The organism is Brevibacterium sp. Lmc1 (assembly GCF_057654315.1).
The window spans coordinates 591,804-618,256 of the sequence record NZ_CM172803.1 but is presented as its reverse complement, the minus strand read 5'-3'; the positions used below and the strand labels follow the sequence as shown (position 1 = coordinate 618,256).

The window sequence follows — 26,453 nt, the reverse complement described above, 5'->3', positions numbered from 1 at the left end:
CAAGGGAGGTCAGGGGGTGAAGCGGTAGCCCATGCCCATCTGCGTGTGCAGGTACTGCGGTCGGGCAGGGTCGGTTTCGAGCTTCTGCCGCAGCTGGGACATATAGACCCGCAGGTAACCGCGCTCCCCTGCGTATTCCGGCCCCCATACCTCGGTGAGCAGGGTGGTCGCATCGACGAGGGCGCCTCGGTGTTTGGCGAACAGGCCGAGCATGTTCCACTCGATCGGCGTCAGATGCACCTCGGCGCCTTCGACCGTGAGTAGGTGGGAGGCGAGGTCGATGACGACCCGCCCGTCGCCGGTGCGTACGAGAGACGAATCAGCGGCCGAACCCGAGCGTCGCTCGATCGCGCGCAGCCGGGCGAGCACCTCGCCGAGCGAGAAGGGCTTCGTCACATAGTCATCGGCCCCGGCGTCGAGGGCGGCGATCTTGCCGTGGGCATCGTGCCGGGCGGAGACGACGACGATGGGCACCTGACTCCACCTGCGCACCTGGGTGATGAGTTCGATTCCGTCGACGTCGGGCAGACCGAGGTCGAGGAGGATGACGTCGACGGCCGCCTCGGCGAGCGCCTCATTCATCTGTCGCCCGCTTCCGGCGATCGTGACCTCGTGGCCTTTGCCGCGCAATCCCACGCTCACGGCACGGGCGATGTCGGTGTCGTCTTCGACGATGAGCACATGCTTCATGGGGCTTCCTCCCTGTCTGTCAGTCCCGCACCGTCCTGACTCGCTGTTCCCGATTTCAGGGGCGCCCCGTCTCGGAACGGAATGGTCAGCACCGCAGTGAACCCGCCGCCGGGGGTCGGTTCCGCGCTGAGCTCGATGCCCATCGCCCGGCACAGTCCCAACGCCACCGCCATCCCGAGACCGAGGCCTTTCGTGTTGGACTCGTTGAGCCTGGTGAACGGTGTGAAGATGCTCTCAAGCGCCTCCGCTCCCACGCCGGGACCGGAGTCGGCGATGCGCAGGTGCACCGCGTCGGCGCCGGCGGAGGCATCGATCGTGATCGGAGCCCCTTCGCCGTACTTCACGGAGTTCTCGATGATGTTGACGAGCACTCGTTCGACGAGCCCCACATCGACCTCGACCCAGGTTTCGGGGTCGATGTCGACGGCGATGGGCGGGCAGGGGCCACCATCGACCTCGCCGAGCTCGGCGGCCCGAGTTTCCCCGCCGGTTTCATCGATCCCGGTCTTCCGGGCCTCCCCGCCGATCTCGTCGAGCGCCGAGGCAACGAGGTCGGCCACGAGCACCGGAGCGGTCGTAATCGCCACCGCACCGGACTGGATGCGGCTCAGATCGAGGAGGTTGTCGATGAGCTTCTCAAGCCGCAGGGCACCGTGTTCGATGGTCTCGAGCATGAGCCTCCGGTCGGACTCCGTCAGCTCGATCTCGTCGAACAGCAGCGTCGACGTCGCCGTGGTGATCGCCCCGAGCGGGGTGCGCAGGTCGTGGGAGACCGCGGTGAGCAGCGCGGTTCGCACAGCATTGCCGGCTGAGAGCTCCTCAGCCTCGGTACGGCTGCGCTGCAGGGCCGACTCCGTGAGCACCCGCAACAGTCGACCGGCGTAGGCGTCAAGGATCCGCAGCTCGCCGGCGCTGAGCGGTCGGCCGCTCAGCGCCAGGCTGGTGTCGCCGTCGAGGTCGATGACCTCGCTGGCCTGGCCCCGCGACGCAATCGGTTCCCCCGCCGAGGCGAGGACGAGGTCGGCCCCGCCCGTGCCGTCAGTGCGCGTGGTGCCGTCCGGGCCGGCAGCCGTATCGAGCCGACCGAAGCCACCTCCCCGGGTCAAGAGGGCGACCCCGTCGAGACCGAAACTCGTGCGGATACCTGTGACCATGGCCTCGGGGCTGTCGCCCTCAGCGATCATCGAACCGGCCAGCTCGCTGAGCACCGCGGCTTCGTGTTCGGCGGCCTGGGCCTGCCGGGAACGGCGAGCCGCCTGGTCGACGACGGTGGCCACGGCCACGGCGACCGCGACGAAGATGACGAGCGCAAGGATGTTCTCGAGCTGTTTGACCGACAGCGAGTTCACCGGATGAGTGAAGAAGAAGTTGATGAGCCCGGCCCCGAATACGGCCGTCATCACCGCCGGCCAACGCCCGCCGATGAGTGCCACGAACACCACGACGGTGATGAAGGCGAGGAAGTTCATGCTCAGCGAGGTCGATCCGGAGCCGAGGCCGATGAACAGGGCGGTGAGCAGCAGCGGGGCGATCGCACCGATGATCCAGCCGAGGATGCGGCGGGCCTGCGAGAGCGGATTGGCCCGGGAGCGCTCGCGGTCGGAGCTCCACAGCCCGGCAGCCTGGGCGTGGGTGACCATGTGCACGTCGATGTCGGCCGCAGAGCTGATGACCCGGTTGGCCACTCCGGGCCCGAATATGCGCCGATACCAGGGTGTGCGGGAGACACCGAGGACGATCTGCGAGGCGTTGAGGGTGCGGGCGAATTCGATGAGCGCCTTGGCCACATCATCACCGACGACGGTGTGCCAGGTGGCGTGGTTGTCCTCGGCGAGTTCCCGGGCGCTCAGCAGGTGCGGGGCGCCGGAACGGCGAGTCCCATCGGGTTCGATGACGTGGACGATGTGGAGTTCGCGGCCGGCGACGCGGCCGGCGATGCGCAGTCCGCGGCGGATGAGCGTCGTCGACTCCGGCCCGCCGGTGACGGCGACGAGGATCCGGTCGCGTGCGGCCCAGGTGGCGCGGATGCCCTTTTCGTCGCGGTACTTCTCAAGTCCTTCGTCGACACGGTCGGCCAACCACAGCAGGGCCAGTTCGCGCAAGGCCGTGAGGTTGCCGAGCCGGAAGTAGTTCGACATTGCGGCGTCGACCTTCGAGGCCGCGTAGATTCGACCGTCGACGAGGCGGGTGCGCAGTGCCGCGGGGGTGATGTCGATGAGTTCGACCTCGTCGGCGGCGCGGAGGAAAGGGTCGGGCACCCGTTCGGCTTGGTTGCGGCCGATGATCGCCCCGACCACGTCGCCGAGGGATTCGAGGTGCTGGATGTTCACCGTCGTGAACACGTCGATGCCGGCGGCGAGGATCGCCTCGACGTCCTCCCACCGCTTCGTCCGAGTCGGGCCGAATTCGCCGGCCACACCGGAATCGGGCGAGTTCCCGTTACCGCCGGCATCGGGCACGTTCGTGTGGGCGAGTTCGTCGATGACGACGAGTTCAGGCGCCCGGGCCAGCACCGCCTCGGTGTCGAGTTCGTGAAACGTCCGTCCGCGGTAGTCGACGCGGCGGCGGTCGAGGGTCTCGAACCCTTCGGTCAGCGTCCGCGTGAACGCGCGCCCGTGGTCCTCGACGATGCCTAAGACGACGTCACGGCCGTTGGCTTTCGCCGTGGCGGCGGTCTCGAGCATGGCGACGGTCTTGCCGACCCCGGGCGCGTAGCCGAGGAAGACCGTGAGCGTGCCCCGCCGAGGTGATCCCATCAGTGTCCGCCGGTTCCCGCGCCCGAAGACGCCGTGCTCATACGCGCAGCACCCGAGGACTCTGCACCCACCTGTGTCGCTGTGCCGTTCGCGAGGTCGTTGTTGAGGGTGACGACGTTGACGCGGGTCTCGCCGATGAAGCCGAGCAGTGGATGCCGGGTGTTCTTCTCGACCATGGCGGCCACGTCCTTCCTGCTCAGTCCCGTCTCCCGCGCGACGCGGGGGACCTGGAGTCGAGCATACTCAGGGCTGATGTCCGGATCGAGACCAGAGGCCGAGGCACTCAGGGCATCCGCAGGAATCCTCGCCGGGTCGACGTGTTCACGACCGGCAACCTGGGCCCTGCGCTCGGCGATCTGGGCCACGAGTTCAGGACTGTTCGCCGCAAGGTTCGACGCCCCCGAGGCGAGTCCGTCGTAGTTCGAGACCGAGGGCCGGGGGTAGAACCATTCGTCCCCGCTGACCGGTTGAGCGAGGTGGGCATTGCCGACGACCCGGCCCGCGCTGTTGCGGATCGCGGCGTCCTGACCGGGCATGAGGCGGCCGATCGCGACCAGCGTCAGCGGGTAGGCGAGGCCGAGAATCAGGGTGAGCACAAGCAGCATGCGCGCCCCGGTGAGGAGCTGGCGACCGAGGATGGGACCCATGACGGGTGTCCTTTCTGTGTGGACGGGAGATAAGGAATCAGATCAGCGGAATCAGAGCAGCGGCGCGATGACGAGGTCGATGACTTTGATGCCGAGAAAGGGGACGATGAGCCCGCCGAGACCGAAGACGAGAAGGTTCATCCGCAGCAGCGCCGAGGCCGTCCGCGCCCGGAACCGGACCCCGCGCAAGGCGACGGGGATGAGGACGAGAATGATGAGCGCGTTGAAGATCACCGCTGACAGGATCGCCGAGGCGGGGCTGTGCAGCCCCATGATGTTGAGCGCCCCGAGTCCGGGGAACGCGGTCAGGAACATCGCCGGGATGATCGCGAAGTACTTCGCGACGTCGTTGGCGATCGAGAACGTCGTCAGCGCTCCGCGCGTGATGAGCAGCTGCTTGCCGATCCCGACGATGTCGATGAGCTTCGTCGGATCCGAATCGAGGTCGACGAGGTTGCCGGCCTCCTTCGCCGCGGTCGTGCCCGTGTTCATCGCGACCCCGACGTCGGCCTGCGCGAGCGCGGGTGCGTCGTTCGTCCCATCCCCGGTCATCGCGACCATCCGAGACCCCGCCTGCTCTCTCTTGATGAGGGCGAGCTTGTCCTCCGGGGTCGCTTCGGCGAGGAAGTCGTCGACGCCGGCCTCGCGGGCGATCGCCAGGGCGGTGAGTTCGTTGTCGCCGGTGATCATCACCGTCCTGATCCCCATCTGACGCAGGGTCGCGAAGCGCTCGGCCATGCCCGGTTTGACGATATCGCGCAGATCGATGACTCCGAGCACCCGTGCGAGCGTGCCCGATTCCCTCGCCGAGGCGACCGTGCGGTCGACCTCGGATCCTGACCCCGGGACCGGGTCGTCGACCGCTTCGGCGACAAGCAGTGCAGTGCCGCCTCCGGTGTTGATGCGCTCGACCTCGGCGGTCGCTGAGTCGGGGATCGTGGCCCCGCGGTCGCGGGCCCAGGCGATGACCTCTTTCGCCGCACCCTTGACCACGGTGCGGGTGCCCGAGACAGCGGGGAGGACGATTCCGGACAGGCGGGTGGTCGCCGAGAACGGGATGAACTCGGCCCCGGGAAAGGCCTCGAGACCCGTCGCATCGATCTGGAACTCCGCTTCCGCGAGGGTGACGACGGATCGGCCCTCAGGGGTGTCATCGGCCAACGATGACAGTCGGGCCGCCTCGGCGAGGTCATCCGGAGTGGTCGATCCGAGGGGGACGAAGTCGGTCGCCTGCCGGTCGCCCATCGTGATCGTGCCGGTCTTGTCGAGCAGCAGTGTGGACACGTCGCCGGCGGCCTCGACGGCACGACCGGACTTCGCGAGCACGTTCGCCGCGACGAGTCGATCCATTCCGGCGATGCCGATCGCCGAGAGCAGCGCGCCGATCGTCGTCGGGATGAGGCAGACGAGGAGGGCGATGAGCACGGTCAGCGACTGCGGGGCACCGGAGAACGCGGCGATCGGGGCGAGGCTTGCGACCACGAGGATGAAGATGAGGGTGAGCACGGAGAGGAAGACGCCGAGGGCCACCTCGTTGGGGGTCTTCTGCCGGTTCGCGCCCTCGACCATGGAGATCATCCGGTCGAGGAAGCTCTCGCCGGGGCTCGCAGTCACGGTCACAGTGATCGAGTCGGAGAGCACCCTCGTCCCGCCGGTCACGGCACACCGGTCACCGCCGGCCTCGCGGATGACGGGTGCGGATTCACCGGTGATCGCGGATTCGTCGACGGTAGCTGCCCCCTCGATGACGTCGCCGTCTGCGGGGATCGTCTCTCCGGCGGTGACGAGCACTCGGTCCCCGGCCTGCAGCGTGGAGGCGAGCACGGTTTCGGTGTGCCCGCCTGAGAGCACGCGGGTCGCGTCGACGCTCACCCGGCTGGCGCGCAGGGAGTCGGCCTGAGCCTTGCCGCGCCCTTCGGCGAGCGCCTCGGCGGTGTTGGCGAAGACGACAGTGAGGAAGAGCCAGATGCTGATCGCCCAGGTGAAACGGTTGGGTTCGATGATCGCGAGGATGAGGGTGAGACACGCGCCGATCTCGACGAGGAACATCACGGGGTTGCGCCAGGCGGTGCGCGGGTCGAGCTTCTTCAGTCCGAGGAGGCTCGCCTGGGCCAGGGCGGGGGCGGTGATGGTTCTCATCTCACATGAGTCCTTCGTTGATCGGTCCCAGTGCGAGCACGGGGAGGAAGGTGAGGGCGCTGATGACGAAGCCGATGCCGACGACGACCCCGACGAACAGAGGTCGGTGGGTGGGCAGGGTGCCCGGGCTCGCCTCGGCGGGGGTCTGTCCGGCCAGCGACCCGGCGAGTGCGAGCACGGCGCCGATCGGCACGAGGCGGCCCAGCAGCATCACGATGGCCAGGGCGATGTTGAAGAACGGAGTGTTCGCGTCTAGCCCGGCGAAGGCGGATCCGTTGTTGTTCGCCGCCGAGGTGAAGGCGTAGAGGAGCTCGGACAGGGCGTGGGGGTTGAGCTGCGGGGTGTTGCCGGCGGCTGCGGCTGTGGCGGCGGCTGTTGTGGTTGCCGCGTGGGTGGCGGTGGTGTTGAGGATCGAGTCGATCGCGCCGGGCCATAGAGTGGCCGCGGCGGTGCCGAGCAGCGCGAGGGCCGGGGAGACGAGGATGAAGACGCTCGCCAGTGTGATCTCGGTCCGGCCGATGCGTTTGCCGAGGAATTCCGGGGTGCGACCGACCATGAGTCCGCAGACGAAGACGGCGATGATCGCGATGATGAGCATGCCGTAGAGGCCGGAGCCGACGCCGCCGGGCGCGATCTCGCCGATCATCATGTTGAGCATGAGCACTCCGCCGCCGAGGCCGGAGTAGCTTGAGTGCGCCGAATCGGTGGCTCCCGTCGAGGTCAGCGTCGTGGCCACGGCGAAGAAGGCCGAGGGGATGACGCCGAAGCGGGTCTCACGTCCCTCCATCGCCGCACCTGCCGCCTGGGAGGCGGGAGTGGTGTTTGCCGTTTCGAGGACGATGACGGCGGTCAGGGAGATGAGGAAGAAGGCGGCCATGGCCGCGAGGATCGCCCACCCCTGCTTGCGGCTGCCGACCATGATGCCGAAGGTGCGCGGCAGCGCCGAGGGAATGAGGAGGATGAGGAAGATGTTCGCGAGGTTGACCAGGGCGGACGGGGCGGAGAGCGGGTGGGCGGAGTTCGCGTTGAAGAAACCGCCGCCGTTGGTGCCGAGGTGTTTGATGACCTCCTGGCTGGCATCGGGTCCGCCGGGAATGGTCTGGGTTGCCTGGGCTCCTCCGGTGACGGTGTGGACGACCTGGTCGGGGGTGAGGTTGTCGGTGACGCCGAGGCCGATGTAGATGATCGCGAAGATCACCGAGATCGGGAGCAGGATGCGCAGGGTGGCACGGGTGAGGTCGACCCAGAAGTTGCCGATGAACAGAGAGTTCGAGCGCATGAGGCCGCGGATGAGGGCGACGGCCACGGCGATGCCGACGGCGGCGGAGACGAAGTTCTGGACGCCGAGGCCGGCCATCTGGGTGAGGAAGCCCATCGTCGTCTCACCGGCGTAGGACTGCCAGTTCGTGTTCGTGACGAAGGAGACCGCGGTGTTGAGTGCCTGATCGACGGGGACGGCGGGACGCCCGTTGGACAGCGGGAGGAGGTGTTGGAGTCGGAGCAGCCCGAAGAGGACCATGATCGAGACGGCCGAGAACGTCAGCACAGAGAGGAAATAGACCCGCCACCGCTGTTCTGAGGTGGAGTCGACGCCGGTGAGACGATAGAGCAGCGCCTCGGCGCGGGTGTCGGACGTCGACAGGAACACCCGGGCCATGTAGGTGCCCAGGGGAACGTGAGCGGCGGCGAGGAGGGCGAGGACGAGCAGGATCTGCGTAATGCCGGTGAACCAGCTCATGGGCGGCCCTCCCTGCAGGGGAGGTGGGGGCGCGAGTGTTCGCAGCGAATGCGGGACCGCGCGTTCGAACGATCGGCCGACCGCCTCGGCGATGGGGTGAGTGACATGCGTTCATCTCACCGCGGTGCGACCCGGACGGCGGGCGATCTTAACGCGATCTTGACACCTCCCAACACAACCCCAACACCCCAATTGCTACCTGACGGCGGCCCAGCAACCTCGCGCGAGGTTGCTGGGCCGCCGTCGGGTAGTCCTGGGAGTGGTTATTGGGTGATGAGGAGGTGCCGGAGGGTCTCGTCGTCGGCGATGACGTCGACGGACGCGACTCGGCCGTCGACGAAGTGGAACAGATAGAGTGCCCGGGCGACACCGTCGGAGATATAGGCGGCCGCGGGAACTCCGTCGATGCTGACCAGCTCGGTGGCTTTCGCTCGCCCGTTGAACACACGGGCCACAGCATCACGGCCGACGACCTCGGGGCGGATGAGTGGGGCACCGAATTCGGCGCCAGCCTGGGCGAGGCTCACGGCAGCGGGGTCGCTGCGCACCTCGATCTCCGGGTCGAGCAGCTGGAGGAGGCCGCCGAAGTCTCCTCCGCGAGCCGCTTCGAGGAAGGAGGTGATGGCGGTTTCCTGCCGGTGTCGGACCTCCTCCGCATCCACTTTGCGCAGGCGTGCGCGGGCCCGGGATGCGAGCTGACGTGCAGCGACCGGGCTGCGGTCGACGATCGGGGCGATGTCGTCATAGGACAGGGCGAAGATGTCATGAAGCACCAACGCCAATCGTTCCAAGGGACCGAGAGTGTCGAGGATGACGTGCAGCGCCACCGTGAGATCGTCTCGGAGCAGGGCGCTGTCCTCCGGTCGATCGGTGCGGACGCCGCTTCCTCCCCCACCACCTCCGGGAGTGCCGGCCGTGTCGGGTGCTTCGCCCGTCGAGTCATGGTCCGGGACTGCGTCGTCGTCAGATGCCTCCCAGTGCAGATCCTCACGCCTTGCGGCATCACGGCGAATGGCGTCGATGCAGACTCGCGAGATGACCGTCGTCAGCCACGCCTCGAGGTTGTCGATGGCCGCGATATCGGCTCGCTGCAAACGGATCCACGCCTCCTGCACGGCATCGTCGGCAGCCCACGGGGAACCGAGGGTGCGGTGGGCGATGGCGAACATCTTCGGTCGATGCGAGGAGAACTGGTCGGCCACCTCGGCGAGGGTCTGCGGTGATGTCTCCGATGGCATTGGGATCCTGACGACGACGGCTTGTCACGTTTTCGGGCCGAGCTGCGACTCATCATTGAGTCCGGCACACGTCGGCCTGATCACCAACACCAGCCAAGGAGTCATCATGACTGTTCTGTCGTTCACCATTCTTGACGAGCTTCGCGCCACTGTCCAGGGGCGCACCTGGTTTCCCGACGACTCGGAATTCGACGAGGTCCACCGCCCGTGGAACCGGGCCGTCGACCAGAACGTCCTCGCAGTCGTCGAAGCCGCCGACGTCACCGACGTCGTCACCCTCGTGAACTGGGCCCGCGAACGAAGCCTGTCGATCGCCACCCAGCCGACCGGCCACGGAGCGACCGGGCGGGCCGACGACACGATCTTGTTGCGTACGACCCGCCTCGACCGCATCGACGTCACCCCCGCACAGCGCACAGCGACGATCGGCGCGGGTGTGAAATCGGGCGAACTGCAGAGAGCGGCGGCAGAACACGGGCTGACCGGCCTGCCGGGCAGCTCCCCGGTGGTAACCGTCGCCGGGGTCGCCCTGGGCGGCGGCCTGAGCTGGTTCGGCCGATCCTTCGGATGGGTCGGCGACAGCATCCGCGCATTCGACGTCGTCGACGCCGACGGGCGGGCTCGCCGCGTCTCCGCGACCGATGATCCGGACCTGTTCTGGGCGTTGCGCGGAGGTGGAAGCGAGCTCGCCATCGTGACCGGTCTTGAGGTCGGACTGCAGGCCGCCCCTGATGTCTTCGGCGGGCGTGTGCTCTGGTCCGGCGATCACGCCAGGCAGGTCGCCGAGGTGTTCCGCACGATGACTCACACCGTTCCCGAGGGGCTGACCCTGTGGTTGGAACTCCTCCATTTCCCAGGCTCGGAGCCGATGGTCGCCATCGACTCGACGTACCTCGGCGGAGGGGAGGAAGCACGTGAGCTTATGCGCCCACTCGAGACCCTGCCGACGCCGCTGTCGGATACCCGGGCGCCGATGAGCGTCGCCGAGTTGGGTGCGATTACGGCCGAACCGACCGACCCCGGAGTCGGCAGCTCCCGCGCCGAGCTGCTCACGTCCCTTGACGATGACACCCTGGACACGCTCCTCGATTCGCCCATCGACCCGCTTCTGTCGGTGCAGGTCAGGCACCTCGGCGGCGCGTTGGCGCAGCCGACCGACAACCCGCACGGCGCCCTGGACGAGCCGTACAGCGTCTATATGTTCGGTCTTCCCGTCACCGAGGCGGCCGCGGAGTCGATCGAGCATAAGCAGGCCGATCTGGCGCGGGCATTACCTGCCAGTGGACGCAAACCCGTCACGTTCCTCAATCCACACGAGGGCCTCGCCGACGCTTTGCCCGAGGAGTCCCTCACACGGCTACGCCGACTCAAAGAGGAACGGGACCCGGGTCGGGTCTTCCGCGGCAACTTCAGCATCGCCGACTGACCGCTCTCCCCGCCCGATGCCCCCGTGCTACCTGACGGCGGCCCAGCAACCTCGCGCGAGGTTGCTGGGCCGCCGTCAGGTAGCAATTATTCGACTAGTTTGCCTTCTTGGCTGATTTCGCCAGTGTGCATGAGGGCCGCGACGTCCGCCGAAACGGCAGGGATCGACTCGCGGACTACTCCGACCGACGGCGACCAGACCAAGTTGACCTGCAGGTTCGGGTCCTGGTCCGGGTAGTCGCTGCGGTTGTGGCAGCCGCGGGTCTCTCGCCGCTCCAGCGCACATTCGAGCGTCGCGCGGGCCGCGAGCACCGAGGACCGCAGGTCGAAGGCGTGGGAGAGATCGGCGAATCCGGCGATGTCCGGGTGGATGCCGACGTCGGCCATCCGCGCTTCGATGCCGGCGAGCTTCTCCAGCCCGGCGAGCAGTCCGGCCTCGTCGCGAACGACTCCGGCGTGCTCGGTCATGAGGTTGCGGACCTCCCGCTGCAGCGCACGCACGTTCTCCGTGCCTTCGGAGGCCAGCAGATCGGAGATCTCTGCCCGGGCCTCGTCGACCGCGGCATGCGACCGCACCTGCACCTCCAACGAATCGGAATACGCGACAGCGGACCGCCCGACGATCCGGCCGAAGACGAGCAGCTCGATGAGCGAGTTCCCGCCCAACCGGTTCGCCCCGTGCAGACCGGACGAGGCCTCACCGATGGCCCACAGACCTTCGACGTCGGTGCTGTGATCGACCGGGTCGACCCACACTCCGCCCATCGAGTAGTGCGCGGTCGGCGCGATCTCGATCGGCGAGGCCGTGATGTCGAGCATCTGGGTCTCCATGAGCGTCTGGAACACTCGGGGCAGCCGGTTCATGATGGTCTCGCGCGGCAGATGGGACACGTCGAGCCACACGCCGCCGTTCTCGGTGCCGCGCCCCTCGGCGATCTCCGTGTAGGCGGCGAGCGCCACCCGGTCACGGGTGGAGAGCTCCATGCGCTGCGGGTCGTAGCGTTCCATGAACCGCTCCCCCAGACCGTTGCGCAGGATCCCACCTTCACCGCGGGCCGCCTCGGAGACCAGCGTGCCGGCGGCGTTCTCGGGTTCGATGATGCCCGAGGGGTGGAACTGGACGAGCTCGGCATCGCGCAGCCGGGCACCGGCCTCGACGGCCAGACGGAAGGAGTCACCGGTATTCTCATCCCGACGCGAAGAGGTCCGCCTCCAGATCCGGTTGTGTCCGCCGGCGGCGAGGATGACGGCGTCGGCGTAGATCCGGTAGCCGGTGCCGTCGATGACGTCGAAGCCGAAGGCGCCGAAGATGCGGCCGTCGGCGACGAGCAGCTTCGTGATGTAGACGCGGTCGAGGATCGGGATGTCTAAGGCTTCGGCGCGACGAATGAGGGTGCGCTGGATTTCCAGCCCCGTGTAGTCGCCGGCGAAAGCGGTGCGACGCCAGGTGTGGGCGCCGAAGAAGCGCTGAGAGATCCGACCGTCGTCCTCCTTCGCGAAGTCCATTCCATATCGCTCCAGGTCAGCGATGCCTTCGGCTGCTCCCTGGGTGACGATTTCGACGGTCCGGGGGTTGGCGAGGTCATAGGATTCCTTGATCGTATCGGCAGCATGCTGCTGCCACGTGTCGTCCGGGTCCATCGTCGCCAGGGCCGCGTTGATGCCGCCGGCGGCCAGCGAGGTGTGCGCGTCCTCCTTCGGCCGTTTGCCGACCGCGAGGACATCGGCGCCGGCTTCGGCGACCTCGATCGCGGCCCGCAGGCCCGATCCGCCGGTTCCGATGACCAGCACCGAGGTGGAGATGGAGTGTTCTTTTCGGCGGGGTCCGCCCTGTGTGGTGTGCATGGATTCCACTATGGAACCACCCACTCCATACGTCCAATGCATTGTTTGAGTCAAATCGATAGCGATAGACTATTGCCATGTCTGACCTGCACGGAGACCCACGATGAACCTCGAACAGCTGAGAAGCTTCGCCGAGGTGGCCGCCACCGGCCATTTCACGAAAGCCGCCGCGACGCTCCATTTGGCCCAGCCCTCGCTGTCCCGACAGATCTCGACGTTGGAGAAGGAACTCGGGGCCGAGCTCTTCCACCGCGCGCACGGACACATCACACTCACTGACGCCGGCCAGACCCTGCTGCCGACGGCGAAACGCATGCTCGCCGATGCCGAGGCGGTCCGCCGCGACATGGACGAGCTCGCCGGTCTGCGGCGCGGTCGCGTCCGGCTCGGTGCGACCCCGACCCTGTGCGTGAGCCTCGTGGCCGAGGCGATCAGCCGGTTCCACACGGCCCATCCCGGCGTCGAACTCGAGCTCGTCGAAAAAGGCTCTCGTGAGCTCATCGAGTCACTGGCCGGCGGCGAACTCGACCTCGCGCTCATCACCCGCACCTTCGACCTCGCCCCGCAGATGCCGAGGCTCAGCCTGCGCGGGATCCTCGCCGAGGATCTCGTCGTCATCGCCGCCGCCGGTTCCGATCTGCTCAACTCAGACCGTGCGCAGACCGATGGGATCACCCTCGCCGAGGTGGCCGACCGTCCCCAGGTCCTGTTCCATCATGGCTACGACCTCAGGGAGGCGACCTCCGCAGCGTTCGAGACGGCCGGACTGAGCCCCCGAGTCGTCGTCGAAGGGGTGGAGATGGATGCGGCGCTGCGGTTCGTCGAGCGCGGCCTCGGGGTCGCGATCGTCCCGGCAATGGTCCTCGTCGACCGGCCATTGCTTGACTCGGCGCCCCTGGCCGATCCGCAGCTGACGCGGACGGTCAGCCTCGCGACGCGCGCGGACGTGCGGGCGACCAGGGCCGCCTCGGCGATGGAGTCGACGGTCCTGTCCACCGCCCGCACGCTCGCCGACACCGAACCCGGACTGGCGGCGCATGTGCGCCTGGTGGGGTGAGGTCGAGCCTCGGTGAGGACGGAGTGCCTCTATGCTTCAGTCGAAAGCGTGCGGACCATGGTCGAGACCTTCGGACCGTTCGGCACCTGCGTCTCGGCGATGGTACTGAAACCGAATCGGACGTAGAGAGCGACATTGCGCGGATCCGACGTCTCCAGCGACACCAGGGAGCCGATCGTGTCCATCCGGCGCAGACCTTCGGCGAGGATCGCCGACGCGATGCCCGACCCCCAGCTGTCGGGTTCCACACCGATGGTGGCGAGATCCCACGCGGCGTGGGGCCGCGACGGCAGGTGTGTGGCCATCAGCACCTCGAGGCGATCACCGAGCAGCTCGCTCACGCGGTTCTGTCGCTCGGAGTTAAGGTCGGGAGCTTCCGGGGGCACGAAGGCCGCCACGCCCCGGTACTTCTCCTCGACGATCACCAGCCCGCACTCGACCGCGTGGGCGAGATAAATCGCCTGCAGCTCCTCCAGCCGCGCGCGATAGCGGTCGGCCGGCACCGACCACCGCGTCCAGGAGTATTCATCAAAGGCTCTGGAGAGCACTCCTGCGGCGGCGGGGACATCGGCGGCAGTCGCCTCACGCACGGCAATCATCACGATACCAATCTACCGCGGTTCGACGGGTTCGCCGACACCGTCGATGTCCACAGCCAATGGCCGAACGGCGGCTCGCGCCCCAGCCTGGGGTCCGCTCAGTCGTCGCCTCAGAACCAGGCGTCGGCGAGCAGTTTCAGCGACTGGCGCTGCACCTCTGGATCGTAGGCGTAGGTGACGGTGATGAGTTCGTCGGCGCCGGTGCGTTCGACGAACTCGGCCATCTGCGCGGTCGCAGTATCCGGTGAGCCGACGGCGCTGATGGACAGCATCGGGCTGGTTCCGCCCTGCGCATAGATCTCGGCCGGGTCGACCGGGGGCTGCAGATTGCGGCGGCGGCCGGTGCGCATGTCGTTGAACATCTGCTGCACCGAGGTGAACTGGCGGGCCGCCTCGGCGTCGGTATCGGCGACCATGACGTTGATCCCGGCCATGACGTAGGGTTCGTCGATCTGGGCGGTCGGCGCATCGGCGGTGAACGAATCGCGGTAGGTCTTGATCGCGATGTCGATCTGGTCGGGTGCGAAGTGCGAGGCCAGGGAGAACGGGAGGCCCAGCTGACCGGCGATCGAGGCGCCGTTCATCGTCGACCCGAGCACCCAGATGGGCACGTTCATCCCCGCCGAGACCGCGGACTTGATCGGCATCGTGTGCGCCTGCCCTGTCTCGGAGAACCAGCCCTGCATGTCATAGATGTTCTGTGCGAAGTCCTGTGGTTCGGCCGAGGATCGGGCGAGCGCCTGCGCGGTCATCCCGTCCGTGCCTGGTGCGCGCCCGAGGCCCAAGTCGATGCGCGGCCCATGGATGTTCGCGAGCGTTCCATACTGTTCGGCCACCATGAGTGGCGCGTGGTTGGGCAGCATGACACCGCCGGACCCGACCCGGATCTTCTCCGTCACCGAGGCGGCCTGAGAGATGAGCAGTGCTGTGGCGCTGGCGGCCAGGCCCATCGTGTTGTGGTGCTCGGCGAACCACAGGCGTTTGTATCCCAGTTCGTCGGAGAGCTTCGCGTTCGCCATCGATTCGGCGATGCCCTCGCGCGCGGTGGCTCCTTCCCGGATGGAGACGAGATCGAGGATGTTCAACGGAACGGACAAGGCGGAAGGCTCCTTCGGTGGGCGCACGGTGCGGTTGCGGGATGCAGTCGCAGAATTTCAGTCACTTGAGGCAACAGTCCGAGCAGACGGTTCTATTCCTGTGCAGACGGTCCCATTCAGCGGCAAGCGGTTCAGTTCTTGAGCGGCCGACGGATAGTCTTGTGCCACCGGACTCCCCGATGAAGGCGAGATCATGAGCACCTCAGCACACTTTCGCACCCGGCGGCTCCTCACCGGTGCCGCCGTGTCCCTGGCCGTCGTCCTCAGCGCCTGCTCCTCCGATTCGCACTCCGGCGAGACCGACGGTCGGGACGAGTCAGCGGCGGGGGCCGCCTCGGCGAGCAGTGGTTCCGGATCATCCGACACCGGGTCCACATCGTCAACACCGGGCGCGGACTCTCCCGCGGTCGTCGCGACCGGCCTCGAATCCCCGTGGTCGATCGCCTTCCACGGGCAGACCATGCTGGTCAGCGAACGCGATTCGGGTCGCATCCTCGAAGTCTCCGCAGGTGGCGACGTTCGTGAGGTCGGCCGGATCGATGACGCCTCGGCCTCGGGTGAGGCGGGCCTCCACGGTCTCGCGGTCGACGATGACCGTCTCTACGCCTTCTTCGCCGCTGGGACGGAGAACCGGGTCGTACGGTTCGACCTCCTCGGCGAGGCCGGGAATCTGTCCCTGAGTGAGGAGGAGACGATCCTCGACGGGCTGCCGACCGCGAACTTCCACAACGGCGGGCGGCTCGCGTTCGGGCCCGACGGAATGCTCTATGCCACGCTCGGCGATACGGGCGATCGCGACAGCGCACAGGACGAGAGTGCGCTGTCGGGAAAGATTCTGCGCATGACGCCCGACGGCGACGTTCCCGATGACAATCCTTTCGGCGATTCACTCGTCTTCAGCATGGGGCACCGGAATCCGCAGGGCATCGGGTGGGACGACGAGGGCACGATGTACGCCTCGGAATTCGGGCAGGACACGTGGGACGAACTCAACGTCATCGAAGCCGGCGGGAATTACGGATGGCCCGAGGTCGAGGGCATCGCCCAGGGTGACGGTGCGAGTGACGGCGGCTCCGGTGACGGGGACGGTGATTTCATCGACCCGGTGCAGCAGTGGTCCCCCGACCAAGCGAGCCCCAGCGGACTGGCCGTCACCGATGACAGCATCCTCATCGCCGGGCTGCGCGGTGAGCGCCTACACCAAGTTCCGCTCGACGACCTGAAGTCGTCGTCAGAGCTGTGGACCGGCGAGCACGGGCGACTGCGCGATGTGGTCGAAGCGCCCGACGGGTCGCTGCTCGTGCTGACGAACAACACCGACGGTCGCGGAGAACCCGGCCCGGACGACGACCGTCTCCTGCGTTTCACACTCTGAGGTGCTGGCCCGACCGCCTCCCTAGCCTCTCCTTCAAGGCGAAGCACACTTATCAGCCGGTGTACCTCGCCATAACCGCGCTGACGCTTGAACGAGATCGCCGCCGATTCCACCACGGACCGGATACACCGAGGCCCCGAACGCTCTTCGCGTTCGGGGCCTCGTGTCAGACGTGCTGTGTGGGGGTCCTCGCTCAGTTGTCCTTGGTGCCGGGCAGGCCCTGGGACTTGCGACGCATGAGCAGAACGACGATGACGATGATGGCCAGGCCGCCGACAGACAGCAGCACGATCATCGGCGTCGACATTCCGGAGTCGCTGCCGGTGGACTCGCCGATCTCGCCGCGATCCTCGGTGTCCTTGCCGGGTTCGTCGACGACTCCGCCGCCGAGTCCGGCCTTCGTCGACTCTCCGGACGATTCCTTGACATCACCGCCGGCGCCTTCGGCATCCTTGATCGCGAACGAGTAGTCACCGGAGATCGGGTGGCCGTCCTGCGACACCACGCGCCAGGTGACCTTGTAGTCGCCGGGTTTGAGATCATCGGGCAGAGCGACGCTGAGTTTCTTGCCCTCAACGGTCAGCTCACCTGCGGAGACATCCTTGCCGTCGACGACGACCTTGACCTCGGAGCCGACTTCCTGGATGTCGCCGGAGAAGGTCATCTCGAGCCATTTGGGCTGCTGATCGAGTTCGGCACCGTCCTCGGGATTCGACGACACCAGCTGATCATGGGCACTGGCGGCGGGGGCGAATGCGAACACGCTCATCGCGGCCACCAGCAGGGCGGCGAAGCCCAGCCTGAGAGCGGACCAGTTCTGTCGTGTCATGAGACGAGTCATGAGAGTTTCTCCTTCGAGGCGTACCTGCGATGTCGGTCGTGTCAGCAAGCTTGTGCCTACTAGTATCACTGAGTTTTCGCGGCCAGCGCGCGCAGACGATCCGTGATTCCCGGCACGGACACTTCAATTGTCTCAAGAGTTTCTTCGAAATCCTTGAATTCGCCGTACCAGGGATCCTCGACATCCGGCGCCGGAACACCGTCGCCCTCGACCCCGGCCACCCGCGGATCGAACTCGCGTAGCATCCGCAGCTCCGGGGCCGCCTCGGCGGGAAGACCTGAGATCATCCGCTCCAGGGCACGATAGTGGCGGGCGGTCATCGCCACCGCCAGATCGCGGTCGGCCAACCATTCGGGGGTGATCTGCCGAGCGACGTGATCGTCGGTGCGGTAGCCGGCCGCGGCGAGCACACGCGCCTGACGTGGGTCGATGGGGTTGCCGGCCTCCTCGTCGCTGATGCCGGCGGAGTCGACGACCGCCTCGGCGCCGGTATCGGCCAGGTGATGTAAGAGCACACGTTCGGCGGTGACGGATCGGCAGATGTTGCCGGTGCACACGAAAACGACGGATGCCAGACTCATATCTCCTCCTCGGGCAGGGCGTGCGGGGCTCTGATCACGATACTGTGGGGCCATGACTTCTGAAACCTCACTGACCTCGATCAGGCCTCAGGACGACCTGTACCAGCACATCAACGGCGAGTGGATCGACTCGTTCACGATCCCCGATGACCGGGCCGGCGACGGAGCCATGCGTGAGCTCTTCGACACCGCAGAGACCAAGGTCCGCGACATCATCACCTCCGTGTCCGACGCCCCGCAGGAGCCGGGCTCCGAGGGGCAGAAGGTCGCCGACCTGTTCACCTCGTTCATGGATGTCGATCGCATCAACGAACTAGGAGTCGCCCCGCTGACCTCGACGTTCGCAGCTATCGACGCCGCCGAGGACAAGTCTGAGCTCGCCGCCCTTCTCGCCCGGTTGGAGACCGAGGGTATCGGCGGTCTGCTCGGTGGGTACGTCACCGCCGATGCGAAGGACTCCGACGTCTACGCCCTCTATCTCGTCCAGGCCGGCATCTCCCTGCCCGACGAGGACTACTACTTCAACGACGACCACGCCGAGGTGCGCGCGAAATTCCTCGCCCACGTACAGAAGATCGCGGCCCTTGCCGGCCTCGGCGAGAAGTCCGGAATCTCCGACGCCGAGGTGGCCGCCAAGGTGATGACGTTCGAGACCGAACTCGCACGCCACCACTGGGACCGCGTGGCCTGCCGTGATGCGGAGAAGACGTACAACAAGTATTCGATCTCCGAGCTGCGCGACCTCGGACCCGAGTTCGACTTCGACTCCTACCTGGGGATCCTCACCGCCGATGCGTCTGATCTGAAGTACCTCGTGGTCTCCCAGCCCTCATTCGTCACGGGCATGGCGAAGGTGTGGGCAGAGACCGACATCGAGACCATCAAGACGTGGCTGCGCTTCGTCGTAGTCTCCGACACCGCCTCGCTGCTCTCCGATGAGTTCGTCGAGGAGAACTTCGACTTCAACTCCCGCACTCTCTCGGGCACTCCTGCCCTGCGGGAGCGCTGGAAGCGCGGGGTCAGCCTCGTCGAGGGCTACCTCGGTGAGGCCGTGGGCAAACTCTACGTCTCAGCTGAGTTCCCGCCGTCGTCCAAGGACGCGATCGACCACCTCGTGGGCATGCTCATCAAGGCCTATGACAAGTCGATCCGCGAGCTCGACTGGATGAGCGAGGAGACGAAGGAACGCGCCCTGGTCAAGCTCTCGAAGTTCACCCCGAAGGTCGGCTACCCGGAGGTGTGGCGGGAGTACCCGGCCGCGATCGACTCCTCCGACCTGGTGGGCAACGTGCGTCGCTGCTCGCAGGCCGAGCATGTGCGGCAGGTGAAGCGGATCGGCGGGCCCATCGACCGCACGGAATGGCTGATGACCCCGCAGACGGTCAACGCCTACTACCACCCGGTGATGAACGAGATCGTCTTCCCGGCGGCCATCCTCCAGCCGCCGTTCTTCGACGCCTCCGGTGAGGTGGCCGCAAACTTCGGAGCGATCGGCGCGGTCATCGGCCACGAGATCGGTCACGGGTTCGACGATCAGGGATCGCGCTACGACGGTGACGGCAACCTCGTCGACTGGTGGACCGAATCGGATCGGACCCTGTTCGAGGAGCGCACGAACGCACTCATCGCCCAGTACGAAGAGCTGGTCCCGACAGGTCTCGAACCGAATCAGCACGTCAACGGGGCGCTGACGGTCGGTGAGAACATCGGCGACCTCGGTGGTCTGTCGATCGGGTGGAAGGCGCTCGAGCTCGAACTCGGCGAACGGGCGGGCACTCCGGGCGTGCCGGTGGCGCCGTCGGCCGAGCAGGCGAAGGCGTTCTTCGAGGCATGGGCGAAGGCATGGCGGTCGAAGATGCGCACCGAGGAGCGTGTGCGCAGGCTGTCGATCGACCCGCATTCGCCGGAGGAGTTCCGCTGCAACCAGGTCGTGAAGAACATGACCGCCTTCCACGACACCTACGGCGTGGCAGAGGGCGACGGCATGTACTTAGCCCCCGACCAGCGAGTCACCATCTGGTAATTGCTACCTGACGGCGGCCCAGCAACCTCGCGCGAGGTTGCTGGGCCGCCGTCAGGTAGTTCTGGGAGGAAACGGGCGCTGGGACTGAGGCTGGGAGCCGGCCGTCAGCGGTGGTGGCGGATGAGGGCGACCATGCGGTAGTCGAATTCCTGCCAGCTCGTGATCGAGGCACCGGATTCCATCGCCGACTGGAAGTCCTCGACCTCAGTGCGGTCGGACTCGAGCGGGATGTTGAAGGGCATCTCCACATAGATCAGCCCGCTGGCGTCGGTGTGGACGATGTCGAAACCGGCCTGCTTCGGGTCGAGCTCGTTGTTCATCACGATGAGCAGACGGTCCGCCGGCGCCTCGTATTCGGTTTCGATGCCGTCGACGTAGCCCTGCTGCGAACGCAGCTCCCGCTGGGCCTGGATGACGAACGCCGAGTACGCGCCGATGCCGATGACCGGAATCCGTGAAGTCAGCGCTTCGGTGGCGACATCGATGAGCCGCGACCGGGCCTTGCGCCCCAGCGGCGACAGATCCCCGCCGGACATCGCGACCCCGTCGAAGCCGACGAGCGAGATCCGCCCGTCGTCGTGGTTGGGGTTGAGGATGGTGATGTCGAGGCCGAAACGCGAATACCAGGGGCGCGTCACCTCGGCGCTCTCTTCGTCCCACCACACGTAGAAGAGGAACGGCACGTTGATCCCGGCCTCCGAGTAGAAGAATGGAGGACGCCGCTCACCTGCGGTGACGTCGAACGGAACGACGTTTCCTTCGATCGGGGCCGGGCAGGTGGCGAACGAGGTGAACGCGAACGGGTAGTTCACCGCACGGTTGAAATCGATGACGAGCGACCCGTCCTGATTCGGCACTCCGAGGTCGATGGTCCGCCACGCGGCGGTGGTGCTCCCGTTCGTCGAATCGTGGAAGTCCAGTTGGAGTCCGGTCTTCGGGCACCCGGTGGCGAGCAGGCTCACCTCACCGTGCGAGGTCTCGAAGGTGACGGTTCCCGCCGCCTGTGTCTGCAGCTGCAGGTCCTCTTGGGCGGTTTCGATGGTGTAGGTCTTGAACGGGTCGAACCTGGTGAACCGGGCGAGGAAGACGAAGTCCGGGTCCGGGTCGAAGACCGGAACCTCGAAGAACTTCCCGAGCAGCGGGGACTTCGAATTGCGCACACGCACGCCGAGGCGGCCGCCCCGATCGATGAGTTCGTAGAGGACGTTGCCGACGGTGAACCAGTTGAGCGAGCCGCCGTTCGGAAGCTTCGCGCTGAACCCGTTCTCTTCCACGCGGACCTGTGGCTTGGCGGGCGCTGCTGCGTGCCAGTCGGATCCGCCATCGGACCCCGCATCGGATCCGGCGCCCGTTCCGGCAGAAGAGTCGGCACCCGCAGCGTCTGCCGCAGCCGCGCCCACACCGGACTGGTCCATCACCCTCGGCAGAGTCGAGGTGTCGCTGGGCACGGCCGGGCTGGTCGCACGGGTCGGCCCCGAGTTGGTCACACCCGTGTCGTTCGTCCCGTTCGTCCCGTTCCCACCGGCAGCTGACTCACCGTTGTCGACCTTGCTGAGCAGGTCGAATGTCTCGGCTGCGGGGCCGGCCTTGATTCCGGTCTTCAGGGATACGGTCACCCAGCCGTCGTCGACGGTGAACGTGCCGGGGGCGTCGGTCCAGGTCGATTCGGCGTCGAGCCAGTGGAGTCCGACGACACTGAGCCAGCCGAACGGTTTCGCAAGGGCTGAGTTCCGTGAGTCGCGCCAGGTGTTCCACTCCGTCACGAACTGGTTCACGTCGAACACTCCTTGCCGTCGCTGGTGCGGTCGCAGGGTCGCTGCCCCCGCCTGATTCTCGGACCCGGTGGCAACCCGGCGTCTGAGACCTGATCTTCTTCACCTCCAAACTACCGCAAACGATAGGCTGGGGAAATGAATGAATCACTCCCGAGACCGGATGTGGCCGCGACGACAGCGGCCGACCTCGGCGACTTCGTCAGCGCATCTCCCAGCTCCTACCACGCGGTGGACACCGCGGCGAAACGCCTGGAAGAGGCCGGTTTCTCCCGCCTCGACGAGTCCGTTCCCTGGGCGCTGACGCCCGGAACCGGGCACTACGTCATCCGCGACGGCGCGCTCATCGCGTGGATGAATCCCACCGTCACCGAGGCGGCTCCCCGGTTCCGCGTGTTCGGTTCCCACACCGACTCCCCGGCGTTCAAACTCAAACCCGGCGGCGAGTTCACCGCCGAAGGCACCCGGCAGGTCGGGGTGGAGATCTACGGCGGGCCGCTGCTGAATTCGTGGCTCGATCGTGAGCTCGCGTTCGCGGGTCGGCTCGGCCTCGCCGACGGCAGCATCGTGCTCGCCCGCACCGGGCCGATCGCCCGCATCCCGCAGCTCGCGATCCACCTCGACCGGCAGGTCAATGAGGGTCTGACCTTGGACAAGCAGCGTCACACCGCTCCCGTCATCGGTCTGGCCGACCTCGCCGAGGCGGACATCATCGAACTGCTCGCCGCCTCTGCCGGGGTCGATGCCGAGTCCGTCGTCGGCCACGATGTCTACACGATTCCCGTTCAGGAGCCGGCCCTCTTCGGTGCCGCCGAGGAGTTCTTCGCCTCGCCGAGGCTGGACAACCTCCTGTCCGTCCACGCCGGCGTCACCGCGCTCACCCAGCTCGATGCCGACGGGCTCGACGGCATCCCACTGTTCGCGGCGTTCGATCATGAGGAGATCGGGTCGAATTCGCGCTCGGGCGCGTGCGGTCCGTTCCTCGCCGACGTCACCGAGCGCATCGTCGCCTCCTTGCTGCCGCAGTCGACGCGCAGCGATTATCTCGCGTCGATGTCCACCTCGGTGTGTGTCTCCTCCGATGCCGGGCATGCTGCCCATCCGAACTATCCCGAACGGCACGATCCGCATGTCCGCCCCCGCCTCGGCGGCGGTCCCCTGCTCAAGCTCAACGCTCAGCAGCGCTACGCCACGGATGCGGTGGGCACCGCCGTGTGGTCACGGGCGTGCGCGGCCGCCGGGGTCGAGTACCAGGATTTCGTGTCGAACAATGCGATGCCCTGCGGGTCGACGATCGGACCGCTGACCGCGACCCGGCTGGGCATGACGACCGTTGATGTGGGCCCGGCTCTGTACTCGATGCACTCGGCACGCGAAATGGTCGCGGTCTCCGACGTCGTCGCCCTCGGCGCCGCTGCGAAGGCGTTCCTCCAGGGCGGCTGACCCCATTCCCGTCGCTCAAGGAGCCACGGTTGTCCTCACTGCGTCAGTCGTGATAGGAATGGCACGACCCCACGGGAGCCCGCTGCAAGGGCTGAGATCGGACTGGATCGTCCGAGACCGTAGAACCTGATCCGGTTGATACCGGCGTAGGAAGTGAGGACTGCAGATGACTGCATTCACCCCTGAAACACCTGCCCCTGCCACGACTTCGTCTGACGCAGATTCGCACGACCAGTTCACCCTCGAGCAGTATCCGACGCATTCGCCGGCATGGGTCGAGGACGAGGAACACGACATCCGCGTTCCCGTGACCCGCATCGAGCTCGAGGACTCGAACGGTCGGGCCAACGATCCCGTCGACGTCTACCGCACCGTCGGGCCGGGCAGCATTCCGGAAGAGGGACTGCCCGCTCTGCGATTCCCGTGGATCGAGAACCGCCTCGACACTGAGACGTATGACGCCCGCGGCCACCGCATCGCCGATGACGGTCGTGCCGCCGTCCGCCGAGGTGCCCCGTCGCAGCAGTGGAAGGGACGCAAACCGGTCCCCCGTCGGGCCAAGTCCGGCCGCACGGTGACCCAGATGCACTACGCAAAGCAGGGCATCATCACCCCGGAGATGCGGTTCGTGGCGCTTCGCGAGCAGTGCGATGTCGAACTCGTGCGCGCCGAGCTCGCCTCCGGTCGCGCGATCATTCCGAACAACATCAATCACCCCGAATCCGAGCCGATGATCATCGGCAGGGCGTTCCTCGTCAAGATCAATGCGAACATCGGCAATTCCGCGGTCACCAGCTCCATCGCCGAGGAGGTGCAGAAGCTGCGGTGGGCCGCGAAGTGGGGTGCCGACACCCTCATGGATCTGTCGACCGGCAATGACATCCACACCACTAGGGAGTGGATCATCCGCAATTCGCCGATCCCCATCGGCACCGTCCCGATCTATCAGGCGCTGGAGAAGGTCGACGGCGATGCGAACGCGCTGACCTGGGAGATCTATCGCGACACCGTCATCGAGCAGTGCGAGCAGGGTGTCGACTACATGACCGTGCACGCCGGTGTGCTGCTGCGCTACGTTCCTCTCACGGCTGACCGGGTCACCGGGATGGTCTCACGCGGCGGGTCCATCATGGCCGGCTGGTGCCTTGCCCACCACGAGGAGAACTTCCTCTACACCCACTTCGATGAACTCTGTGAGATCTTCGCTCGCTACGATGTCGCTTTCTCGCTCGGCGACGGACTGCGCCCGGGTTCTATCGCCGATGCCAATGATGCCGCCCAGTTCGCCGAGCTCGACACTCTCGCCGAACTCACCGAACGCGCGTGGGCCCACGACGTCCAGGTGATGGTCGAAGGGCCCGGGCACATTCCGCTTCACCTCGTGCGGGAGAACGTCGAACGTCAGCAGGAGCTCTGTCACGGTGCGCCGTTCTACACCTTGGGTCCGCTGGTTACGGATATCGCGCCCGGATACGACCACATCACCTCGGCGATCGGGGCGACGGAGATCGCCCGCTACGGCACGGCGATGCTCTGCTACGTCACCCCGAAGGAGCATCTCGGGCTGCCCGACCGTGACGACGTCAAGACCGGGGTGATCACGTACAAGATCGCCGCGCATGCCGCCGATATCGCGAAGGGCCACCCGGGGGCGACGGCCCGCGATGATGCGCTGTCGAAGGCTCGATTCGAATTCCGGTGGCGGGACCAGTTCGCCCTCGGCCTCGATCCGGAGACCGCCGAGGCGTTCCACGACGAGACGCTGCCGGCGGAACCGGCGAAGACCGCGCACTTCTGTTCGATGTGCGGTCCGAAGTTCTGCTCGATGCGCATCTCCCAGGACATCCGCGATACCTACGGCAGCGCCGAGGCGCAGGAGGCCCTGGCGGGAATGCAGCAGAAGAGCCGCGAGTTCCTCGCATCGGGCGGAGAGGTCTACCTGCCCGATCCGACCGTCGGCCTGCGGGAAGGTTGAGTCCGGCTCCGGGCCGGATCCCGCCCGTCGGCCCTCAGAACAACGGAGGGCCGACGGCCCCGGCGAAAACTGCCCGAGGGTCGCACGGCCCGCCGTGCGTAGCGGGGTGCTCCGTTCCTCGTCAGCGTCGTTCAAGGCGGAGCGCGCCTATCGGACTGTACACAGATCGACAGACGCGCCACGCCTTGAACGAGCGGTTGGGCAACTCGCACTTACTTATTCAGCTCGTCCAGTGCTTTCTGCGAGCCCGGGTGCAGCTTGATCGGCTCCGGCGGTTCGGCGGTGTCGAGGTTGATCTCCTTCGCCGCGGCATGCACCTTGACCAGGTCGTCCTTTTTGTCGAAGAGGAGCTTCGTCAGAGCGCAGGCCGTGCCTTCGTCCATGTCATTGCGGACCATGAGCACGTTCGGGGTGACGATCGTCTTCACCGTGTCGACGCCCTTGTACGTGTCACCGGGGATCTCTGCCACCTCGTAGACGGGGTTGATCTCCTTCATCTTCCCCTCGAGGTCGGAGATGTCGAGGATCTCGACGTCCTTGCCGTTCGAGGTGAAGAGATCGGTGACTCCTGCCGTGGGCAGTCCGCCGGACCACACCATGCCGTCGATGGTTCCGTCCTTCATCCCGTCGACGGTCTTCGACAGGTCGAGGCGCTGTTTGGTCACGTCCCCGTCCTTGAGTCCGGCCGATTCGATGAGACGGTTGGCGATGACCTCGGTGCCGGACTTCGGCGAACCGGTCGAGATCGTCTTGCCCTTGAAGTCCTCGACCGAGTCGATTTCGGCATCCTTGCGCACGACGACGTGAGTGAAGTTGTCGTAGATGCGCGAGAGCGCGGAGATGTCCTCGGCCTCCTTGAAGTCCGCATCCCCCGACACTGCGTCGGCAGCGGTATCGGCCAGGGAGAACGCGATGTCGAAGTCGCCGCTGGACAGCTGTTGGAGGTTCTGCACGGAGGCGCCGGTCTCCGACGCTGTGGCCTTGAGGTCGGAGTTGTCGGAGATCACCTGTGCCAGACCTCCGCCGAGCACGTAGTACACGCCGGTCGAGTTGCCGGTGGCGATGGTGATCTGCCCCGAGGCGGCGGTGCAGCCGTCTCCGCCTTCTGCGGCGGGCTCGGCTTCGCGCTTGCCACCGCATGAACTCATCGTCAGCACTGCGGCCAGGGCCGCAGCGGCGATTGTGAACGTCCTTGTTCGCTTCATGGACTTC

The 26,453-nt window shown here is 66.6% G+C and carries 19 protein-coding genes and 1 riboswitch; of the genes, 6 read left to right on the top strand and 13 right to left on the bottom strand.

Annotated elements, in window-relative coordinates:
* Window positions 1-9: 9 nt before the first annotated feature.
* The 6 genes from AC239G_RS02680 to AC239G_RS02655 form a co-directional block, all read right to left on the bottom strand.
* Window positions 10-690 carry a response regulator gene (locus AC239G_RS02680; protein ID WP_487489725.1) on the bottom strand — a complete coding sequence of 227 codons (681 nt, stop codon included), beginning with the start codon at window positions 688-690 and terminating at the stop codon, window positions 10-12.
* Window positions 687-3,446, bottom strand: coding sequence for a DUF4118 domain-containing protein (locus AC239G_RS02675; RefSeq protein ID WP_487489724.1), 2,760 nt, complete (start codon window positions 3,444-3,446; stop codon window positions 687-689). Before AC239G_RS02675 ends, AC239G_RS02680 begins: the two co-directional genes overlap by 4 nt.
* Entirely contained in the window at window positions 3,446-4,093 is a 648-nt protein-coding gene (locus AC239G_RS02670) for a potassium-transporting ATPase subunit C (RefSeq protein ID WP_139470446.1), read from the bottom strand. Before AC239G_RS02670 ends, AC239G_RS02675 begins: the two co-directional genes overlap by 1 nt.
* 51 nt (window positions 4,094-4,144) lie before the next feature.
* Window positions 4,145-6,232 carry a potassium-transporting ATPase subunit KdpB gene (gene kdpB, locus AC239G_RS02665; RefSeq protein ID WP_139470447.1) on the bottom strand — a complete coding sequence of 696 codons (2,088 nt, stop codon included), beginning with the start codon at window positions 6,230-6,232 and terminating at the stop codon, window positions 4,145-4,147.
* Window position 6,233: 1 nt separating this feature from the next.
* A complete protein-coding gene (kdpA, locus tag AC239G_RS02660; RefSeq protein WP_139470448.1) occupies window positions 6,234-7,970 on the bottom strand; it encodes a potassium-transporting ATPase subunit KdpA in 1,737 nt (578 codons plus the stop codon).
* A 263-nt stretch (window positions 7,971-8,233) separates the two neighbouring features.
* Window positions 8,234-9,208, bottom strand: coding sequence for a sigma-70 family RNA polymerase sigma factor (locus tag AC239G_RS02655; RefSeq protein ID WP_139470317.1), 975 nt, complete (start codon window positions 9,206-9,208; stop codon window positions 8,234-8,236).
* Between the two features lie 106 nt (window positions 9,209-9,314).
* On the opposite strand from AC239G_RS02655, the gene AC239G_RS02650 reads away from it, so the two are divergent.
* Window positions 9,315-10,634 (top strand): FAD-binding oxidoreductase, encoded by a 1,320-nt coding sequence (locus AC239G_RS02650; RefSeq protein ID WP_139470319.1) that lies wholly within the window; start codon window positions 9,315-9,317, stop codon window positions 10,632-10,634.
* Between the two features lie 86 nt (window positions 10,635-10,720).
* Here AC239G_RS02650 and AC239G_RS02645 read toward each other — a convergent pair whose 3' ends face one another.
* Entirely contained in the window at window positions 10,721-12,478 is a 1,758-nt protein-coding gene (locus AC239G_RS02645) for an FAD-binding protein (RefSeq protein ID WP_139470321.1), read from the bottom strand.
* Window positions 12,479-12,581: 103 nt separating this feature from the next.
* Here AC239G_RS02645 and AC239G_RS02640 point away from each other — a divergent pair, with 103 nt between their 5' ends.
* Window positions 12,582-13,535, top strand: a complete 954-nt coding sequence (locus tag AC239G_RS02640) for a LysR family transcriptional regulator (RefSeq protein ID WP_139470323.1) — start codon at window positions 12,582-12,584, stop codon at window positions 13,533-13,535.
* Window positions 13,536-13,564: 29 nt separating this feature from the next.
* Here AC239G_RS02640 and AC239G_RS02635 read toward each other — a convergent pair whose 3' ends face one another.
* Complete coding sequence (locus tag AC239G_RS02635) at window positions 13,565-14,134, bottom strand: GNAT family N-acetyltransferase (protein WP_216657127.1); 570 nt, start codon at window positions 14,132-14,134, stop codon at window positions 13,565-13,567.
* 110 nt (window positions 14,135-14,244) lie between these two features.
* A complete protein-coding gene (locus AC239G_RS02630) occupies window positions 14,245-15,231 on the bottom strand; it encodes an LLM class flavin-dependent oxidoreductase (protein WP_139470325.1) in 987 nt (328 codons plus the stop codon).
* Between the two features lie 193 nt (window positions 15,232-15,424).
* On the opposite strand from AC239G_RS02630, the gene AC239G_RS02625 reads away from it, so the two are divergent.
* Window positions 15,425-16,606, top strand: coding sequence for a PQQ-dependent sugar dehydrogenase (locus AC239G_RS02625; RefSeq protein WP_139470326.1), 1,182 nt, complete (start codon window positions 15,425-15,427; stop codon window positions 16,604-16,606).
* 193 nt (window positions 16,607-16,799) lie between these two features.
* Here AC239G_RS02625 and AC239G_RS02620 read toward each other — a convergent pair whose 3' ends face one another.
* Window positions 16,800-17,447: a copper resistance CopC family protein gene (locus AC239G_RS02620; RefSeq protein WP_229664247.1), complete on the bottom strand. Its 648-nt coding sequence runs from the start codon at window positions 17,445-17,447 to the stop codon at window positions 16,800-16,802.
* Between the two features lie 65 nt (window positions 17,448-17,512).
* Window positions 17,513-18,028 (bottom strand): low molecular weight protein-tyrosine-phosphatase, encoded by a 516-nt coding sequence (locus AC239G_RS02615; RefSeq protein ID WP_139470328.1) that lies wholly within the window; start codon window positions 18,026-18,028, stop codon window positions 17,513-17,515.
* Between the two features lie 52 nt (window positions 18,029-18,080).
* Here AC239G_RS02615 and AC239G_RS02610 point away from each other — a divergent pair, with 52 nt between their 5' ends.
* Complete coding sequence (locus AC239G_RS02610) at window positions 18,081-20,051, top strand: M13 family metallopeptidase (RefSeq protein ID WP_139470330.1); 1,971 nt, start codon at window positions 18,081-18,083, stop codon at window positions 20,049-20,051.
* Window positions 20,052-20,155: 104 nt separating this feature from the next.
* Here AC239G_RS02610 and AC239G_RS02605 read toward each other — a convergent pair whose 3' ends face one another.
* The gene (locus AC239G_RS02605) at window positions 20,156-21,826 is read right to left on the bottom strand and encodes a DUF1684 domain-containing protein (RefSeq protein WP_248284100.1); all 1,671 of its coding nucleotides are present in this window, start codon (window positions 21,824-21,826) and stop codon (window positions 20,156-20,158) included.
* 135 nt (window positions 21,827-21,961) lie between these two features.
* On the opposite strand from AC239G_RS02605, the gene AC239G_RS02600 reads away from it, so the two are divergent.
* Window positions 21,962-23,266, top strand: a complete 1,305-nt coding sequence (locus AC239G_RS02600) for a M18 family aminopeptidase (RefSeq protein WP_139470332.1) — start codon at window positions 21,962-21,964, stop codon at window positions 23,264-23,266.
* A gap of 62 nt (window positions 23,267-23,328) precedes the next feature.
* Window positions 23,329-23,437: riboswitch (TPP riboswitch) on the top strand.
* On the top strand, window positions 23,433-25,241 hold the full coding sequence (gene thiC, locus AC239G_RS02595; RefSeq protein ID WP_139470333.1) for a phosphomethylpyrimidine synthase ThiC: 1,809 nt from the start codon (window positions 23,433-23,435) through the stop codon (window positions 25,239-25,241). It overlaps the preceding riboswitch by 5 nt.
* A gap of 212 nt (window positions 25,242-25,453) precedes the next feature.
* Here thiC and AC239G_RS02590 read toward each other — a convergent pair whose 3' ends face one another.
* Window positions 25,454-26,446, bottom strand: coding sequence for a TAXI family TRAP transporter solute-binding subunit (locus AC239G_RS02590; RefSeq protein WP_139470334.1), 993 nt, complete (start codon window positions 26,444-26,446; stop codon window positions 25,454-25,456).
* Window positions 26,447-26,453 lie beyond the last annotated feature (7 nt).

Excerpts from the sequence above, each read along its gene's own strand:
- AC239G_RS02680 (WP_487489725.1), bottom strand. The coding sequence starts at position 690 with ATGAAGCATGTGCTCATCGTCGAAGACGACACCGACATCGCCCGTGCC.
- AC239G_RS02675 (WP_487489724.1), bottom strand. The coding sequence starts at position 3,446 with ATGGGATCACCTCGGCGGGGCACGCTCACGGTCTTCCTCGGCTACGCG.
- AC239G_RS02670 (WP_139470446.1), bottom strand. The coding sequence starts at position 4,093 with ATGGGTCCCATCCTCGGTCGCCAGCTCCTCACCGGGGCGCGCATGCTG.
- kdpB (WP_139470447.1), bottom strand. The coding sequence starts at position 6,232 with ATGAGAACCATCACCGCCCCCGCCCTGGCCCAGGCGAGCCTCCTCGGA.
- kdpA (WP_139470448.1), bottom strand. The coding sequence starts at position 7,970 with ATGAGCTGGTTCACCGGCATTACGCAGATCCTGCTCGTCCTCGCCCTC.
- AC239G_RS02655 (WP_139470317.1), bottom strand. The coding sequence starts at position 9,208 with ATGCCATCGGAGACATCACCGCAGACCCTCGCCGAGGTGGCCGACCAG.
- AC239G_RS02650 (WP_139470319.1), top strand. The coding sequence starts at position 9,315 with ATGACTGTTCTGTCGTTCACCATTCTTGACGAGCTTCGCGCCACTGTC.
- AC239G_RS02645 (WP_139470321.1), bottom strand. The coding sequence starts at position 12,478 with ATGCACACCACACAGGGCGGACCCCGCCGAAAAGAACACTCCATCTCC.
- AC239G_RS02640 (WP_139470323.1), top strand. The coding sequence starts at position 12,582 with ATGAACCTCGAACAGCTGAGAAGCTTCGCCGAGGTGGCCGCCACCGGC.
- AC239G_RS02635 (WP_216657127.1), bottom strand. The coding sequence starts at position 14,134 with ATGATTGCCGTGCGTGAGGCGACTGCCGCCGATGTCCCCGCCGCCGCA.
- AC239G_RS02625 (WP_139470326.1), top strand. The coding sequence starts at position 15,425 with ATGAGCACCTCAGCACACTTTCGCACCCGGCGGCTCCTCACCGGTGCC.
- AC239G_RS02620 (WP_229664247.1), bottom strand. The coding sequence starts at position 17,447 with ATGACTCGTCTCATGACACGACAGAACTGGTCCGCTCTCAGGCTGGGC.
- AC239G_RS02615 (WP_139470328.1), bottom strand. The coding sequence starts at position 18,028 with ATGAGTCTGGCATCCGTCGTTTTCGTGTGCACCGGCAACATCTGCCGA.
- AC239G_RS02610 (WP_139470330.1), top strand. The coding sequence starts at position 18,081 with ATGACTTCTGAAACCTCACTGACCTCGATCAGGCCTCAGGACGACCTG.
- AC239G_RS02600 (WP_139470332.1), top strand. The coding sequence starts at position 21,962 with ATGAATGAATCACTCCCGAGACCGGATGTGGCCGCGACGACAGCGGCC.
- thiC (WP_139470333.1), top strand. The coding sequence starts at position 23,433 with ATGACTGCATTCACCCCTGAAACACCTGCCCCTGCCACGACTTCGTCT.
- AC239G_RS02590 (WP_139470334.1), bottom strand. The coding sequence starts at position 26,446 with ATGAAGCGAACAAGGACGTTCACAATCGCCGCTGCGGCCCTGGCCGCA.